This is a genomic window from Paenibacillus radicis (ex Xue et al. 2023) (genome assembly GCF_024722015.1).
Classification (GTDB): domain Bacteria; phylum Bacillota; class Bacilli; order Paenibacillales; family NBRC-103111; genus Paenibacillus_S.
This window is the reverse complement of sequence record NZ_JANQBD010000001.1, coordinates 410360-426488: the sequence shown is the minus strand read 5'-3', so window position 1 is coordinate 426488 and position 16129 is coordinate 410360. Positions and strand designations below refer to the sequence as shown.

Sequence of the window (16129 nt, the reverse complement as noted above, 5' to 3'; positions counted from 1 at the left end):
CATCGAGGAGATCTGCTCTCTTTTTTTTCGGAAATTTCCCATTGAAAGGAGCCGGATAAAAGCCATGCTGTTGAAAAAACATTTAAGAGAATACGGACTTCCGTATTTGATGATTATGCCTACGATTGTGTTTTTGCTTCTATTTGCGATCTACCCGCTTGCTTGGGCCTTTAAATATATGTTTTTTGATTATGACGGTTTTACGCAAGCCAAATTTATCGGTATGGATAACTTCGTCCGTTTGTTTACACGGGACATGGAATATTGGCATTCCGTATGGAACACGGTTGTATTTACGCTCGGAAAGCTTGTTATTGTTATACCGCTTTCCCTGATCCTGGCTTTTATATTAAATAACAAGCTGTTTGCCAAAAATACGATTCGTGCGATCATTTTCATGCCGACCATCATCAGTACAGCAGTCATATCCCTAGTGTTCTACCTGATGTTTAATTCATACAACGGGATAATCAATAACATGCTCATGTCGATTGGGCTGATCCATTCACCTATTGAGTGGCTCGGTGTTAAATATTCGATGCTAACGGCAATTTTGGTAGCCATTTGGGGCGCAGTGGGTAATTATATGGTGCTTTTCATTGCCGGCCTGCAGGGGATCCCGAACGATCTATACGAAGCGGCATCGATTGACGGAGCTAACAAGCCTCAACAGTTCTGGCATGTTACGATTCCATTGCTTGGACCCGTACTTCAGATGATCGTTATGTTGGCGATTGTCAATACACTGAAAAGCTATGAAAGCATTATGGTTCTTACGGCCGGTGGTCCTGGGGGCAAAACCGAAGTGATGTACCTGTATATTTATAAGCTGTTCTTCCCGGTATCCGAAGGCGATGCCGTCGTACAGCAATACGGCTACGGTGCGGCGGTAGGCTTCACCTCTGCCTTGATCGTCAGTGTGCTCACGGGATTGTATCTCTATATTTCGCGTAAATCCAGCGAGGTCCATTAAGAGAGGAGGGAAAATTATGAGTACATTAACGGCAAATCGAAAATCCTCTTTGGGTTTAGGCACATTGCTGGGTTGGGCGATCATCTGGGTATTTCTGCTTGCTATCCTTATCGCAATAGTGTATCCCGTAGCTTATACCTTGTTCGGATCGTTTAAAACCAATTTCGAGCTGTTAAACAGCACCAATATTTTGGCAGAAACATGGAATTGGAAAAATTACGCAGAAGCTTGGGAAAGAGCCAACTTTGCTCAATATACATGGAACAGCTTGTTCATTTCCGTCGCCTCAACCGTTCTAAATATTATTATCTGTTCTATGGGCGCTTATGTGTTGGCCAGAAAAGCATTTCCCGGCAGGCGGCTCCTTATGTGGGTTCTGGCTGCAACGATGTTCATTACGATCGGGGCGATTACTTTCCGACCTCTTTACGATATGATGCGCGCGGTGCATATGCATACTTCGCTTTGGTCGGTCGTTCTGATTTTCGTTGGAACGCATTTATCCTTTGATATTTTCTTGTTGGAGCGGTTTGTGAAAGCTATTCCGAAGGATTTGGACGAGGCGGCTACAATTGACGGCTGCGGATTCTTTGGTATATATTGGCGCATTATTTTGCCGTTGCTCACACCGGGGCTAGGCGTGGTTGGGCTGTTCACGTTCCGTGAGGCTTGGAACCAGTATGTTCTGCCGCTCATTTTCACCATGACGCATCCGGAGATGCGGCCGCTGACGGTAGGCGTTATTTCTCTGAAATATTCAGCTAACGCCGCAGCGGAATGGAATCTTATGCTGGCAGGCTCAATGCTGTCTATGCTGCCGATTCTTGTTGTATATTTGTTTGCTAACAAATCATTTATCGCCGGTATGACCAGCGGTTCCGTAAAAGGTTAACCTACATGGCAGCCTGGGGAGCTCCACGCAATTATCAGGAAAATGTCATGTTAGTTGCTCCGAAAATAGCATTCAAAGCCCTATAGCTGGAATTTCTCATGCTAATTCTAAGGATTTTGGTTGATATCATCCCTATCACGTCTATTAGCGGGAGTTTTTCCAGTTAGAATGATTTCAAACGATTTCGCGGCTGGATTAACGTGAGTATTTCCATCTATATAATATCTTTCTTATTTCACAACCCCCAACAAGCTGCCATGAGAACATGACAGCCTGTTGGGGGTTAAAGTTTGAATTAGAAATTAAAGTTGTCGGGGTCAGGACCGAAACGTTGGTTTTTGTTTAATGAATTGATTTTAGCTACATCATCCTCGGATAAAGTGAAATCGAAAATTTCACTGTTCTCGCGAATCCGATTAGCGTTGATCGATTTCGGAATGGTGACGACGCCGTTCTGAATATCCCAGCGAAGAATAATTTGCGCAGGAGACTTACCGTATTGGGCAGCTAGCTCACTAATAAGCGGATTGTCCAGGTTACCCTGCATTAAGGGGCTCCAGGCTTCCAGTTGAATTTGATTGGAATTACAGAAGCTGCGCAGCTCTTGCTGGCTCAACAAAGGATGGTATTCAACCTGATTAACCATAGGAACCGTTTCGCTTTCAGAAATGACATCCTTGAGGTGATGAGTATGGAAATTGCTGACTCCAATAGCTCGAACCGCCCCATCCTTGTACAGCTTCTCCAAAGCGCGCCAGGTGTCCTTATACTTACCTTTTACCGGCCAATGGATCAAGTAGAGGTCGATGACTTCAAGACCGAGCTTCTTGCGGCTCTCTTCGAAAGCTCTTAATGTAGAATCATAGCCTTGATCGGCATTCCATACCTTGGTAGTGATGAATAGTTCATCACGTGGTACGCCGGCTTGCTTGATTCCAATGCCAACGCCTTCTTCATTGCCATATGCGGCCGCTGTATCTATACTACGGTAACCGGTTTGGATAGCGGATTTGACTGCCTGGATCACTTCGTCTCCGTCTTTCGTTTTCCAGACACCTAATCCTAACCATGGCATTTTGACGCCATTATGCAATGTTGTGCTGTCAGAAACTTGTTGAGTCATCATTTTCTCCTCCTTATTTGGGATAATTACCCGCTTGATTATCATACCACTTACGATCGGTGAAATAAAATGATCGCGATGAGGCTGATTTAAACAAAAGAAAAACAGCCCCAAGATGATTGGCTGTCTGCGTAAGCTTATCGGCTGTCTTATTAGACGGCCAGATGCTTTTTAACTTGATCCTCGCTTAATGAGGAGGAGCTGCCTTCCGCTACAATGGTACCCTTGTCAAGCACGTAGTAGTAGTCGGCTATGCGGGTTGCAAAGGTAAGGCTTTGCTCAATAAGCAGGACGGACATTTGTTTGCTTGCTTTGATCTTCTCAATGACATGCTCGATTTCCATAACAATGGATGGCTGTATCCCTTCCATAGGCTCATCGAGTAGAAGCAGCTTCGGCTCGGCGACCAGAGCGCGGGCGATGGATAGCTGCTGCTGCTGCCCGCCGCTTAAGTCGCCGCCTTTGCGCCGGATCATCTCCTTAAGCACCGGGAACATTTCATAGACGGTTTCCGGTATACTGGTTTTGCGAATGCTGCTGGCTTCAAGCCCCAACAGTAAATTTTCCTCCACTGTAAGCTGTGGGAAAATATCTCGTCCCTGGGGAACATAGCCGATTCCTCCCTTGGCCCGTCGATCTGGAGTTGCGCTAGTGATGTCTCGGCCATCATAGGTGAGGCTGCCTTTCTTATTCTTGATTAACCCCATAATAGTTTTCATTAGCGTTGTTTTTCCGACACCGTTACGCCCCATTAAGCAAACGACCTGACCAGGCTTAATCTGTAACTCCACATTTCGCAAAACCATGCTTTCTCCGTAACCCGCCTCCAATCCACTAATGTTCAGCATCACGAACACCTCGTCTCCCCAAATAAACTTCGGCAACCTTATCATCATTCTGGATGTCCTCCATGGTTCCTTCACAGAGTACGGATCCTTCATGCATGACGGTGACGGTTTTAGCAAACTGGCGAACAAACTCCATATCATGCTCGACAACAATAATAGTCTGCTTGTCACTGATTTTGTGCAGCAGCTCACCGGTCTTTTCTGTCTCGCTGTCGGTCATCCCAGCAGCAGGCTCATCGAGCAAGAGCAGCTCGGGCTCTTGAATCAACAGCATCCCTATTTCTAGCCATTGCTTCTCTCCATGAGATAGGGAGCCTGCTTTATCTTGAGATTTATGCTCGAGACCAATCATTTGCAAATAATGCTTGATACGTTCCCGCTGATCTGCTGTCGTCTTGGCAATCAAGGAGCTTAACAGTCCTCGTTTCTGGCGCATCGATAAAAGCAGGTTTTCCAAAACGCTCAGTGTAATAAAGATAGAAGGCGCCTGGAATTTACGTCCGATGCCAAGCTGGGCTATTTGATGCTCCTGATGTTTGGTTATATCGATGCTGTTTTTAAACCGAACAGTGCCTTTAGAGGGCTTGACTTTACCGCATAGAACATCTAACAGAGTGGTTTTGCCAGCGCCGTTAGGGCCGATCAGAAATCGCAGCTCGCCTCGCTGGAGGGAGAAGTCGAGTCCACGAATGGCTTTGAAACCGTCGAAATCTACCTCAAGCTGCTCGATGTGGACTAAATCGGCGGCAAGTTCTTTCTTTGGTGATGTCTCCATAATAGGAACAACCTCCTTAGGGTTTTCTTATGAAAACTTTTTTCGTATGCGATCTCTGAGTTTTCATCTCTTTTTAGGTCTTAAATATAATGAAGATTACTTCGTACTGGCTGGATTGGTCTCGTTATGCAAATCTGAATAGGTTACTAAAGATGCGGCTGTTGGAAGCAAACGCTTGGATTTTTTGATCGGGTACCAGCCTTTTTTCTCAACGATGCTTTTGACGGTTCCTACGATGCCTTTGGGCAGGAACAATACAACTATGATGAACATTGCGCCCATAATAATCGGCCACCATTCCGGATAGGCCTCACTGAAGGTGGTTTTTGCCGAGTTGGTGACGAGTGCTCCAATGATTGCACCGAATATGGTGGCACGACCACCGATGGCAACCCATAGAACCATTTCGATAGACGGAACAATGCCCATTTGAGCGGGTGAAATAATGCCTTCCTGCAAAACGAATAAAATGCCGGCCAGCCCCGATAGTGCGGCGGAGAAGCAATAAATAAATACTTTGTAGGTTACAGGATTGTAACCGATGAAGCGGACACGATTCTCTGCGTCGCGTACGGCAACGAGAATTTTGCCCAGCCTGCTTTTGGAGATCCAAAGGCATAATGCCAAGGTGCCGATCACAACAAATGCAGTCACATAGTAGAACATCAGCTTGGTAGACTGTTCGCCTACAGGAAAGCCCAAGAACGTATCGAAATTAGTGAGTCCGTTAGTCCCGCCGGTATAGCCTTGTTGTCCGACAAACAGCGTAACGGTAATGATGACCAATGCTTGCGATAGAATCGAGAAAAAGGTCCCTTTGATTCGATTTCGGAAGGTGAGATAACCAAGAATAAAGGCAACAGCCACCGGTACCAGCATGGCGAGAAGGATGGAAGCTCCGGCTGACTGGAAAGGGAGCCAGAACCAAGGCAGCTTTTCAACACCGCTCCATGACATGAAATCAGGCAATTCACCATGTGAGCTTACAAGCTTGAGGTGCATAGCCATACAATAGGCACCAAGTCCGAAGTAAACGCCGTGACCCAAGCTGAGAATACCTGTATAACCCCAGATCAAATCAAGTCCCATAGCAACAATCGCATAAGTTAGAAATTTGCCTAGCAGTGAGAGCCGGAATTCGGATAAAAATAGCGGGGCTATCAACATCGCTGCAAATAGAATGAGTGTGATCACGATTTTTATTTTGGTATTTGTGATAGTCATTTTATCAACTCCTTAGAGTTTTGCTAATGCAAAACTTTCTGCGAAAGCATGGCGGTTAATCAAGCGCTCGCGATTTAATAGTTACAAAACCGGAAGGCTTCCATTGCAGGAAAGCGATGATAAGCGTAAATACGATAACTTTGCCGATTGTAGCGCTCGTTGTGTATTCGAAGGCGGTGTTCAGCACGCCGATGCCAAGGGCGCCGGCAACGGTGCCGATAATTTTGCCGATACCGCCAAGTACAACGACCATGAACGCATCGACAATGTAGTAGGTTCCGATCGACGGTCCGATCGGACCGACCAAGGTCAGCGCGCAGCCGGCGATGCCAGCCATGCCCGAGCCGAAGGCGAATGCTTGCGAATCGATGCGCCGCGTGGAAATGCCAAGGCATGAAGCCATGCCGCGGTTTTGCATAACCGCCTGCATGTTGCGCCCGCCACGGCTGTGGTATTGGTACAGGTAAATGATCGTGATGCACACGATCACCAGCCCGATGATGAACAGCCGCTTGTAAGGCAGCATCAGATCGGCGCTAAGCGCAAGGCCTCCTTCAAGCCATTCCGGTGCTTTGACCGCCACGTTAGGCGCTCCGAAAATTTGCCGTGCCAGCTGCTGCAGCACAAGGCTTACACCCCAGGTTGCGAGCAAGCTGTCGAGCGGCCTGCCATAAAGGAAGCGGATCAGCGTTGCCTCAAGCAGCCAGCCAATGGCGAATGCCATAGCGAATGCAACGCCTAGAGAAAGAATAAAATACCAGCCAAAAGCGGACGCTGGCAAAAACTTTTGAAATAATTGCTGGATCGTATAGGCCATATAAGCGCCTATCATAATAAATTCACCATGCGCCATGTTGATCACATTCATCAATCCGAACGTGATGGCGAGCCCTAAGGCGATCAGAAGCAGGATGGAGCTAAGCGATACGCCGTTAAATAATTGAAGCAGCAGCAAGCCCATTGGCATCAGCCTCCTTGATATGAATAGCTTCTTGCTCAAAGCCCTTTATGAAAAGGCGGGACTGCCCGCATTGGAGCAGCCCCGAAAGTTTGTTTGCGCTATTGCGGCAGCGAAGCTACGTTTATTTCTTGGTAACCTCGGCGCCCCATGGGTACGTTTTGAGGAAAGGATCGGGCTTCACTGGCTTGCCGGAATTCCACACTTCTTTGAATTGGCCGTCGGCCTGCACTTGACCTATACGAACCGTTTTATAAACGTGCTGATTCTCTCCATCGATCATGACTTTACCGCCTGGAGCGTTATATTCTAGTCCTTTTGCAGCCTCTTTCACTTTTTCTACATCGAAGGAGCCTGCTTTTTTCACGGCTTCAGCCCACAGATATACACCAAAGTAACCTGCTTCGATTGGATCATCGGTCACGCGGTCTTTACCATATTTGGCTTTGTAGGCATCAACGAACTTTTTGTTCTCAGGAGTATCCGTTGTTTGGTAGTAGTTCCATGCAGCATAATGTCCTTCCAGGACGGAAGCGCCGATACCGCGAATTTCTTCTTCTGCAATACTTACGGAAAGTGTGGTCAAATCTTTGGCGCTGATACCTGCATCCTTCAACTGCTTGAAGAAAGCAACGTTGCTGTCACCATTCAAAGTGTTGAAAATGACATTTGGCTTATCTTTTTTGATTTTGCTTATGATTGTGTTGTAGTCGGTGTGCCCGAGCGGGGTGTATTCTTCTGCAATTAATTGTCCGCCTTCAGCTTTCAGCTGCTCTTTAATGATTTTATTGGCGGTTCTTGGGAAAACATAATCAGAGCCCAGCAGGAAAAATTTCTTTCCTTTGTTTTGCAGCAGCCAGGTTACCGCAGGTACGATTTGTTGATTGGTTGTTGCGCCTGTGTAGAAGATGTATGGGGATGATTCAAGACCTTCATATTGCACGGGATAGAAAAAGAGTCCTTTGTTTTGCTCTACAACCGGAAGTACTGCTTTGCGGCTTGAAGAAGTCCATCCGCCGAAGATAACAGCTGTTTTGTCTTTTTGCAGCAGTTTCTTCGTTTTTTCTGCGAAAGTTGGCCAATCGGATGCCCCATCTTCAACAATGGGTTTCAACTGCTTGCCAAGTACGCCCCCTGCTTTGTTAATTTCATCAATAGCCATCATCTCGGCATCTTTTACAGAAACCTCACTGATGGACATGGTGCCGGTCAATGAATGCAGAATTCCGACTGGAATAGCTTCATCCTTGCCCGCTTCCGGCTTCGCATCGGTTTTGGTTGCTGCTGCCGGAGCAGCTGGTGTTGCAGCCGGTGTTGTCTGAGTTGCACAGCCTGCAAGAAGTGCTGTCAGAGACATGCAGACCGCCATTAATACTTGGATCCCTTTTCTTTTTGCCAACATCTCATCCACTCCTTAAAAAATTGTTGTGCAGCTTGTAAGCAGCTGTACCGGACTCTGCAGTTTGATGTCTATTAGTGCCGGCCAGTTACTCATTTGTTTAAGCAGCTTATTGTCGTGGTGAATCTCGGAAAAACAAATCCGATTTATATTTTATGGCGTTAAGCTCAAGAGGGAGGTTTACTTACATGAGATATCATAATTTAGTGTTACATCAATGTCAATATACATAACATAATTTTCTCTTGTAATTGAAATTATGAAATTATTATTCAAAAAAACTATTACTATATAATGTTTTGAGTTAAGTTTTGTCCAAAAACGGAAAATATGATTCGAAATACCTACATATATCTGACATAAGTAATTTACAATTTTTGAAAAAGCGAATATAATGGATGTGTTAGCAACTAATTATTCGTGTTTATATGTTATGTTTCATGACAAATGAATAATTGGGAATGGGAGGTTTTAATCAAATGCATTTAACAGAACGTGAAAAAGAGAAGCTGTTAATTACAGTAGCTGCAGATTTGGCACGAAGACGTCTGCAGCGCGGTGTGAAATTAAATTATCCCGAAAGCATTGCTTTAATTACTTCTGAGATTATGGAAGGGGCAAGGGATGGTTTAACGGTAGCCGAGCTGATGGAATTCGGAACAACTATATTAAAAGCAGAGCAAGTGATGGAAGGCATACCTGAGATGATTCATGAGGTACAGGTTGAGGCGACCTTTCCTGACGGAACCAAGCTGGTCACTGTGCATCACCCTATAGGTGTTTAATTGTCTTTAATGGAAAGGAGCCTTAATGATGATTCCGGGCGAGTATCGAATTAAAGCTGGAGAGATTGAATTAAATAAGGGGAAACAAACATTGGCAATGTTAGTAGTCAACAGCGGCGACCGGCCGATTCAGGTTGGCTCCCATTTTCATTTTTTTGAAGTGAACAGAGCTTTGAAGTTTGACAGGGCAGAAGCATTCGGTATGCGTCTCAATATTGCTTCGGGCACGGCTGTGAGATTTGAACCGGGGGAGGAGAAGCCTGTTCAGCTGGTAGAGCTTGGCGGTGCCAAACTTTCTTATGGTTTAAACAACCTCTCCCAGGGAGAAGCGAAGCATGGCCATATGCCTGAGGAAGTGAAGATCCGCTTGGATGCATGGGAGCTTCTGCATACGAAGCAAGGCTCAGATTACGAAGCCGCTTCTTCTGCGAAAAGCTCAGAGCATGCTTACGATTCAAGCTTTTCTTCAAAAAGCTCTAAGGAGGGGGCTTCTGAAGATGGCAATAATGAATCGTAAAGCGTATGCTCAGATGTTCGGACCTACTGTCGGAGATGCTGTTCGTCTTGCTGATACCGAATTATGGGCTGAAATTGAGCATGATTTCACCGTTTATGGCGAGGAATGCAAGTTCGGCGGAGGCAAGGTTATCCGTGACGGAATGGGACAGTCAAGCCGCCATACCCGGGATCAAGGGGTTCTTGATACCTTGATAACCAATGCTGTGATTATTGATCACTGGGGTATTGTTAAGGCTGATATAGGGATTAAGGATGGAGTTATAGTAGGCATAGGCAAGGCTGGCAATCCGGATTTGATGGATGGGGTGCAGCCGAATATGATTGCTGGCGCCGGAACTGAGGTTATCGCTGGCGAGGGACGTATTATTACTGCTGGCGGAATTGATACCCATATTCATTATATATGCCCTCAGCAGATTGAGACGGCGCTTGCATCCGGCGTCACTACAATGATCGGAGGCGGAACAGGGCCCGCCGCGGGTACGAGTGCTACAACTTGCACACCAGGTAAGTGGCATATGTACCGCATGCTTGAAGCGGCTGAAGCGTTTCCGATGAACCTCGGATTCACGGGCAAGGGCAATGCGTCATTCACGGAGCCGCTCATCGAGCAGGTGGAAGCGGGTGCTATAGGCTTGAAGCTGCATGAGGATTGGGGGACAACGCCTGCGGCGATCGATACATGTCTGCGGGTGGCTGACGAATATGACGTGCAGGTTGCTATTCATTCGGATACGTTGAATGAGTCCGGCTTTGTCGAGGATACGATAACGGCCATTGGCGGCCGAACCATCCATACTTATCATACAGAGGGAGCAGGAGGAGGCCATGCGCCGGATATTATCAAGATTGCTGCTGAGCTTAATGTGCTTCCATCATCCACTAATCCGACGCGTCCTTATACCGTAAATACGATTGAAGAGCATCTCGACATGCTGATGGTTTGCCATCATCTCGACAGTCGGATTCCGGAGGACGTCGCTTTTGCGGACTCACGGATCCGGCCTGAGACTATCGCTGCTGAGGATATCCTGCACGACCTTGGCGTGTTCAGTATGCTTAGCTCGGATTCGCAAGCTATGGGGCGAGTGGGGGAAGTGATCATCCGAACTTGGCAGACGGCGGATAAAATGAAAAAGCAGCGCGGTTACTTGCCGGCGCCTGATGAAGGTAACGACGTTTTATCCAGCGATGCCGACAACTTTCGGATTAAGCGCTACATTGCGAAATATACGATAAACCCGGCGATTACTCATGGCGTTTCCCATCTTGTAGGATCTGTAGAGGTGGGGAAGCTGGCGGATCTGGTGCTGTGGAGCCCGATGTTTTTTGGAGTCAAGCCGGAAATGGTGCTTAAGGGAGGAGTAATCGCTTATGCGCAAATGGGCGATCCGAACGCTTCCATACCAACGCCGCAGCCGGTATTCGGAAGGCCGATGTTCGGCTCCTTCGGTAAGGCGCTGAATCATTGCATTACATTTGTTTCGCAGGCTGCTTTCGATTCAGGTGTACACACTGAGCTAGGGCTGCAAAAACGGATAGAGCCGATTAAAAACTGCCGAAGCATAACCAAGAAGGATATGATCCATAATGGGGAAACTCCTCGTATAGAGGTGAATCCTGAAACGTATGAAGTAAAGGTCGATGGAACGGCTATCACTTGTGAGCCGGCACAGCAATTGCCGATGGCTCAGCGATATTTCTTGTTTTAACGCATTCCTACTATATATAGAAGGAATGCAATAGGAGGGGAACCAATCATGCAGCAGCAATCCGCACACTTGTGGCTCTCCTACGTTCAACTGCTCGATTCTGCGCTGCCAATCGGAGGGTTCTCCCACTCCTTTGGGCTGGAAACGTTGGTTCAGTCTGGGCATGTGCAGCGGCCTGAACATTTGAGGGAATATATTGAAACTATGCTGTTTCAAAGCTGGGCGCCGATAGATGCCCTCGCGGTAAAAGCAGTTTATCTTTACGCACCTGAGCGGCAGTGGGATTCGCTTTGGCTTGTGGATCAAACCCAGCATGTGCAGCGAGCAGCTGCGGAGACGAGGGAAGGGGTAGTCAAGATGGGGCGGCGGCTGTTCCAGCTGGCAAGATCTATCTACCCGCAAATGACATGGGAGCCTCTGCAGGCTGCGCTTCAGCAGCGCCGTTGTCACGGCACCCATCCTCTGATTCATGGCTGGATCAGTTATCAAATACAAGTGCCGCTTGCTATGGCAGCGGAAGGTTATTTATACGCTTGCACGATGACCTGTATTAACAGCGGCCTGAGGCTGATGTCCATCGGTCAAACGGAAGGACAGCGACTGCTTGCGGAGCTTACACCTGTAATTGCGCAAGCCTGGCAGGGCGCGCAGCATTTGGACCCGCTAGAGGATGGCTTCGGTAATACTCCTCAGACGGACATTGCCATGATGCGTCATGAAGCACTGTATTCACGCTTGTTTATGTCCTGAACCAATAATAATTAAGGAGGCGCATTTCTATGTGTCAAGGAGAAACGCATCATCACCATCAATGGGAAACACCGGAGAAGCATCATCAAGAACGCCCGATGCGAATCGGGATTGGAGGCCCTGTAGGCTCAGGCAAAACCGCATTAGTGGAGCGGCTTGCCCGCAGATTGAATGATAAATATAGCATCGCCGTAATAACTAACGATATCTATACAAAGGAAGATGCCAATATCCTTATTCGTTCCGAAGCATTATCCGCAGACCGAATTATTGGTGTTGAAACAGGAGGCTGCCCTCATACGGCTATCAGGGAAGATGCATCAATGAATTTTGAAGCGATTGAGGAGCTGGAAAGCCGTTTTGACCATCTGGACATTATTTTTATTGAAAGCGGCGGTGACAATCTGGCAGCTGCCTTTAGTCCGGAATTGGTGGATCGCTTCATCTATATTATTGATGTGGCCCAGGGTGAGAAGATCCCCCGTAAAGGAGGTCCTGGCATTATAAGATCCGATATGTTAGTGATTAATAAAATTGACTTGGCCCCTCATGTAGGCGCCAGTTTAATAGTAATGGAAGAAGATACCCGGAAAATGCGCGGCGAGCGACCATTTATTTTCTCTAATCTGTTTAACGGCCAAGGTCTAGATGATATTGTCGAATGGGTAGAACGGGAATTCGATCATGCCTAAAGTGACCGGATGCATTTCCGCCTCCTTTACGGAGGCGGGAGGGCAGACACGGCTAAGCGATAGGTACCATGCATATCCGCTCAAAATCGCCAAAGCATTCCCATTCGATCACGGCCAGCTTGGAGTTTATATCATGGACGCCTCTCCAGGTATTATGGGGGGAGATGAATACGTGCTGGACTGGAGATTTGGTGAAAATACAAATGTTTTTATTACCAACCAATCCTATACAAAAGTACATCCCGCCCGCGGAGAGGGAATGGATGCCTCGACAGCTAAGCCGAGCAGACAGCAGCAGAAGCTTATTCTTCATAGTGGCAGCTATGTGGAGTATATGCCTGAGCCATTAATGCTGTATAAGGATTCCATTCTGTACACAAGCACTGAGGTTCATATGGAGCCTGGCTCCGTTCTGATATATTCGGACACGGTTTGTCCGGGGAGAACGCACAGAGGCGAGCTATTTCACTACGAAAAGTATCAAAATCAGCTAACGGTCCATTATGACGGCGAATTGATTTATTGTGCCAAACAGCGTGTATGTCCTGCTGAACAGAAGCTTCATTCACTGGGAAGTTGGTCTGGCTATACCCATACTGGATCACTTTGTATTTTCAGTGACCGGGTGGACGCCGCATTTATAGAATCGTTGAGAGATTTTATAGAGCAGCTGAATACAACAATCGCAACGCAAGAAAGGACTGTAGAACCATCGATTCCGCTTTATTACGGCGTTAGCAGAACCTATAAATACGGACTGGTATTATCTGTAATGGGCCACAAAGTATATCAAATCCAAAGTTTGCTTGATGGAGCGTGGCAATTTACCCGGCAGCATCTATTTGCTAAGCCTGAGCTGTATGTACGCAAGTAAATACATCGCCAGTACATCCTATTTCATTGCACATAAACTTCATTGCATAGAACAAATCCGTCGTTCCACACAGCGGATTTTTTTCTGTTGTTATTAATGTATATTAATGAAGCAAAAGGATGAATGGGTTGGCTGATGAGAATAGAAGCTGGTCGAGTCTTACTCTTTGGAAAATGCAGTGAATGAATACGACTGAAATGTTAACTTTTAACTGATAATAAGAAATATCGGCTGTTTTGATTTTAAAATATGTTCATATTAAGTCCGACAGGGCAAAAGATTCGACAATATTTTGAACTCGTCTCCCGGTTCATTGTCAAACAGGTTCGTGGTTGTTATTATAAGAGAGGGTATAAAAGGAATTATAATTTCAGGTTAAGTTTTGCCAAAAGGAATACTTAAGCTTTTGCTTACGAAGATAGTTTTGCTTTAGCAAAACTCTTAGGAGGTTTAAATAAAGTGGAAGAACAAATGAGGCTAGACCTCAACAACACAGTAAATTCAGCGGATGAAGCTGCGTCTGAAACGGTTGATCACGGACCCGTCACTTGGAGAGATTTTGTACAATTAGCCAAGCCGGGTATTATTTTTTCCAATTCCATTACTGCATTCGGCGGCTTCTGGGTGGCATCAGGCTGGCAAATAAATTGGCTGCAAATGCTGTACACGATGATTGGGACGGCGTTAGTAATGGCATCAGGCTGCGTGCTGAACAATTATTTGGACCGCGATATGGATACGAAGATGGCTCGTACCCAGCAGCGGGCGCTTCCGAGCGGCAAGCTTTCTGCGCAGACGGTAATGCTTTATGGAATTATTCTCGGCGTCATAGGTGTCAGTGGTCTTGGGCTGCTGGTCAATCCGATGACAGCGCTGCTTGGTTTGATCGGGCTTTTTGTCTATGTTTGGATTTATACAGCCTGGTTCAAACGCACCTCTGTATGGAGCACATTTGTAGGAAGCTTTTCCGGCGCTATACCTCCTGTAATCGGTTATTGCGCAGTTCGTCCTGAGATTGATGCAGGTGCGATCATTTTATTCGGGATTTTATTTCTATGGCAGCCGCCGCATTTCTGGGCACTCGGCATTCGCCGTATGGAAGAGTACCGGGCAGCCGGCTTTCCGCTGCTTCCTGTTGTGAGAGGGACTTATGTTACAAAGATCAGTATGATTCGCTATATCGTCTTACTGGTTCCATTATCACTTCTGCTTTATGTTTATGGTTATGTCAATGTGTTCTATTTTTATGCGGCGACAATTATGGGGCTTTACTGGGCGTTTCTCTGTATTAAAGGCTTCAAAGCGCAAGATGAAGAGCTTTGGGCCAAAAAGATGTTCATTTATTCCATTAACTACTTAACGCTGCTGTTTATCATAATGGTTATTACTACCGTTTCGACGAATCATTAATTTGCGGCTGATAGAAATTAATCACTAAGTCCCATGGAAGCATGGGCTATTTTTTTTAGATAAAGGATGGAGAAAGCTTTATGAATACAAATGCTCAAAGTAATTGGTTTAAAATTGTTGTCATTGTGCTGCTGCTTGCTATGATTGGCGTTTTCGGATATATGATGCTTAAAGGTAAAGATACTAAGATTGGGGTTATCAAGCCGGCGCCGGATTTCAAGCTTGAGAATATTGACGGGAAGAAGGTTGGGCTTGCGGATTTGTCGGGCAAAGCTAAGCTGGTCTATTTCTTTTATTCTACTTGTCCTGATGTTTGCTCTCCAACCACCTACACGATATCGAAAATACAGGATTCGCTTGTGAAAAAAGGCGTCTTCGGTGATAAAACGGCTATTGTCTCCATTACTTTTGACCCGACGAAGGATACAACAGAGCAGCTTAAAGAGTTCTCAGGGCGCTTTCATGCGGATCCCAAGGGCTGGTACTTCCTGCGCGGGGGAGAAGCCGAATCCATGCAGCTTGCAGAAAAATTCGGAGTTACGGTGCTGAAGGATAAGCAGGGCGGTACGTTCACACATAACAATGTTATTTTGCTGGTAGACAAAAAAGGCGATCTTCGCACGTACTATGTTGGCAGTGATCCGAATTTGGATGTGGAAAAAATCGCCCAGGACATGATTCAATTGACAAAGGAATAAACATAAACAATAGCTTGAGAAGGAAAAGCTGATCTACGGGCTGAGAGTCGGATCTGGTGGAGGGTATAGGATAAACTCTTCCAGACCGGCTTTTTCTAATTGTTGGATTAAATATTCTGCGGGTGTTCCTTCTACCCCGGCGTAGCCTTTTCTTGTATAGATTTGCTCAGCTTCGGGAAACGTATCCCGTAAAATGCCGCGGATTTTTTTCCCGGAGGAGTCATTATCGGTAAATAAATACACATCATTGTGGTCAGCCTTTTTCTTCAATGCCTCCAACTTCTCCGTATTCAAAGATCCGTAGGTGCATAATATATCGACATCGTTGCTTAACAAGCGGCGAAGCCTGCTTTTGTCGTTTTTTCCTTCAACAATAATAATCGGCATAGGAAACATCACCTCTTTGTTTAACAGTATCTTTTTGTAGTATATCCAGTTTTGCTGTTCGTTCCAAGCTGTGATGCAATATGAAGGGTCATATTTCCCAGGAAATGTCG

16 protein-coding genes and 1 pseudogene are annotated in these 16129 nt (G+C 46.2%); 10 read left to right on the top strand and 7 right to left on the bottom strand.

The features are described 5' to 3' along the window. Positions 1–64: 64 nt before the first annotated feature. Both NV381_RS01850 and NV381_RS01845 read left to right on the top strand, forming a co-directional pair. Positions 65–973, top strand: coding sequence for a carbohydrate ABC transporter permease (locus NV381_RS01850; RefSeq protein WP_258211541.1), 909 nt, complete (start codon positions 65–67; stop codon positions 971–973). Between the two features lie 16 nt (positions 974–989). Further along, a complete protein-coding gene (locus NV381_RS01845) occupies positions 990–1865 on the top strand; it encodes a carbohydrate ABC transporter permease (protein WP_258211540.1) in 876 nt (291 codons plus the stop codon). Between the two features lie 295 nt (positions 1866–2160). On the opposite strand, the gene NV381_RS01840 is transcribed toward NV381_RS01845, so the two are convergent. The 6 genes from NV381_RS01840 to urtA form a co-directional block, all read right to left on the bottom strand. Further along, on the bottom strand, positions 2161–2988 hold the full coding sequence (locus NV381_RS01840; protein WP_258211707.1) for an aldo/keto reductase: 828 nt from the start codon (positions 2986–2988) through the stop codon (positions 2161–2163). Between the two features lie 152 nt (positions 2989–3140). Next, the gene (urtE, locus tag NV381_RS01835) at positions 3141–3836 is read right to left on the bottom strand and encodes an urea ABC transporter ATP-binding subunit UrtE (protein WP_258211706.1); all 696 of its coding nucleotides are present in this window, start codon (positions 3834–3836) and stop codon (positions 3141–3143) included. Beyond that, complete coding sequence (urtD, locus tag NV381_RS01830) at positions 3823–4611, bottom strand: urea ABC transporter ATP-binding protein UrtD (protein WP_258211539.1); 789 nt, start codon at positions 4609–4611, stop codon at positions 3823–3825. The genes urtE and urtD overlap by 14 nt, the downstream gene beginning before the upstream one ends. Positions 4612–4707: 96 nt before the next feature. Beyond that, positions 4708–5835: an urea ABC transporter permease subunit UrtC gene (gene urtC, locus NV381_RS01825; RefSeq protein ID WP_258211538.1), complete on the bottom strand. Its 1128-nt coding sequence runs from the start codon at positions 5833–5835 to the stop codon at positions 4708–4710. A gap of 55 nt (positions 5836–5890) precedes the next feature. Next, the gene (urtB, locus tag NV381_RS01820; RefSeq protein WP_258211705.1) at positions 5891–6796 is read right to left on the bottom strand and encodes an urea ABC transporter permease subunit UrtB; all 906 of its coding nucleotides are present in this window, start codon (positions 6794–6796) and stop codon (positions 5891–5893) included. Between the two features lie 121 nt (positions 6797–6917). Continuing rightward, positions 6918–8195 (bottom strand): urea ABC transporter substrate-binding protein, encoded by a 1278-nt coding sequence (gene urtA / locus NV381_RS01815; RefSeq protein ID WP_258211537.1) that lies wholly within the window; start codon positions 8193–8195, stop codon positions 6918–6920. Positions 8196–8671: 476 nt separating this feature from the next. Here urtA and NV381_RS01810 point away from each other — a divergent pair, with 476 nt between their 5' ends. The 8 genes and pseudogenes from NV381_RS01810 to NV381_RS01775 all read left to right on the top strand — a co-directional run bounded on the left by NV381_RS01810 (position 8672) and on the right by NV381_RS01775 (position 15632). After that, the gene (locus NV381_RS01810; RefSeq protein ID WP_258211536.1) at positions 8672–8977 is read left to right on the top strand and encodes an urease subunit gamma; all 306 of its coding nucleotides are present in this window, start codon (positions 8672–8674) and stop codon (positions 8975–8977) included. Between the two features lie 28 nt (positions 8978–9005). Then, positions 9006–9359: pseudogene (locus NV381_RS01805) on the top strand (urease subunit beta); the annotation flags it as partial. Positions 9360–9474: 115 nt separating this feature from the next. Continuing rightward, the gene (ureC, locus tag NV381_RS01800; protein WP_258211535.1) at positions 9475–11208 is read left to right on the top strand and encodes an urease subunit alpha; all 1734 of its coding nucleotides are present in this window, start codon (positions 9475–9477) and stop codon (positions 11206–11208) included. A 48-nt stretch (positions 11209–11256) separates the two neighbouring features. Further along, complete coding sequence (locus NV381_RS01795) at positions 11257–11958, top strand: urease accessory protein UreF (protein ID WP_258211534.1); 702 nt, start codon at positions 11257–11259, stop codon at positions 11956–11958. Positions 11959–11987: 29 nt separating this feature from the next. Then, the gene (ureG, locus tag NV381_RS01790) at positions 11988–12650 is read left to right on the top strand and encodes an urease accessory protein UreG (protein WP_258211533.1); all 663 of its coding nucleotides are present in this window, start codon (positions 11988–11990) and stop codon (positions 12648–12650) included. Then, a complete protein-coding gene (locus NV381_RS01785; protein WP_258211532.1) occupies positions 12643–13524 on the top strand; it encodes an urease accessory protein UreD in 882 nt (293 codons plus the stop codon). Before ureG ends, NV381_RS01785 begins: the two co-directional genes overlap by 8 nt. 471 nt (positions 13525–13995) lie before the next feature. Then, the gene (gene cyoE, locus NV381_RS01780) at positions 13996–14934 is read left to right on the top strand and encodes a heme o synthase (RefSeq protein WP_419182235.1); all 939 of its coding nucleotides are present in this window, start codon (positions 13996–13998) and stop codon (positions 14932–14934) included. Positions 14935–15014: 80 nt separating this feature from the next. Next, positions 15015–15632 (top strand): SCO family protein, encoded by a 618-nt coding sequence (locus NV381_RS01775; RefSeq protein ID WP_258211530.1) that lies wholly within the window; start codon positions 15015–15017, stop codon positions 15630–15632. A 33-nt stretch (positions 15633–15665) separates the two neighbouring features. Here the strand turns inward: NV381_RS01775 and NV381_RS01770 are convergent, their stop codons facing one another. Continuing rightward, positions 15666–16019 carry a toprim domain-containing protein gene (locus NV381_RS01770; protein WP_258211529.1) on the bottom strand — a complete coding sequence of 118 codons (354 nt, stop codon included), beginning with the start codon at positions 16017–16019 and terminating at the stop codon, positions 15666–15668. Positions 16020–16129 lie beyond the last annotated feature (110 nt).

Excerpts from the sequence above, each read along its gene's own strand:
- NV381_RS01810 (WP_258211536.1), top strand. The coding sequence starts at position 8,672 with ATGCATTTAACAGAACGTGAAAAAGAGAAGCTGTTAATTACAGTAGCT.
- urtC (WP_258211538.1), bottom strand. The coding sequence starts at position 5,835 with ATGACTATCACAAATACCAAAATAAAAATCGTGATCACACTCATTCTA.
- NV381_RS01840 (WP_258211707.1), bottom strand. The coding sequence starts at position 2,988 with ATGACTCAACAAGTTTCTGACAGCACAACATTGCATAATGGCGTCAAA.
- urtE (WP_258211706.1), bottom strand. The coding sequence starts at position 3,836 with ATGCTGAACATTAGTGGATTGGAGGCGGGTTACGGAGAAAGCATGGTT.
- urtB (WP_258211705.1), bottom strand. The coding sequence starts at position 6,796 with ATGGGCTTGCTGCTGCTTCAATTATTTAACGGCGTATCGCTTAGCTCC.
- NV381_RS01775 (WP_258211530.1), top strand. The coding sequence starts at position 15,015 with ATGAATACAAATGCTCAAAGTAATTGGTTTAAAATTGTTGTCATTGTG.
- NV381_RS01845 (WP_258211540.1), top strand. The coding sequence starts at position 990 with ATGAGTACATTAACGGCAAATCGAAAATCCTCTTTGGGTTTAGGCACA.
- ureC (WP_258211535.1), top strand. The coding sequence starts at position 9,475 with ATGGCAATAATGAATCGTAAAGCGTATGCTCAGATGTTCGGACCTACT.
- NV381_RS01770 (WP_258211529.1), bottom strand. The coding sequence starts at position 16,019 with ATGCCGATTATTATTGTTGAAGGAAAAAACGACAAAAGCAGGCTTCGC.
- NV381_RS01850 (WP_258211541.1), top strand. The coding sequence starts at position 65 with ATGCTGTTGAAAAAACATTTAAGAGAATACGGACTTCCGTATTTGATG.
- cyoE (WP_419182235.1), top strand. The coding sequence starts at position 13,996 with ATGAGGCTAGACCTCAACAACACAGTAAATTCAGCGGATGAAGCTGCG.
- urtA (WP_258211537.1), bottom strand. The coding sequence starts at position 8,195 with ATGTTGGCAAAAAGAAAAGGGATCCAAGTATTAATGGCGGTCTGCATG.
- NV381_RS01785 (WP_258211532.1), top strand. The coding sequence starts at position 12,643 with ATGCCTAAAGTGACCGGATGCATTTCCGCCTCCTTTACGGAGGCGGGA.
- NV381_RS01795 (WP_258211534.1), top strand. The coding sequence starts at position 11,257 with ATGCAGCAGCAATCCGCACACTTGTGGCTCTCCTACGTTCAACTGCTC.
- urtD (WP_258211539.1), bottom strand. The coding sequence starts at position 4,611 with ATGGAGACATCACCAAAGAAAGAACTTGCCGCCGATTTAGTCCACATC.
- ureG (WP_258211533.1), top strand. The coding sequence starts at position 11,988 with ATGTGTCAAGGAGAAACGCATCATCACCATCAATGGGAAACACCGGAG.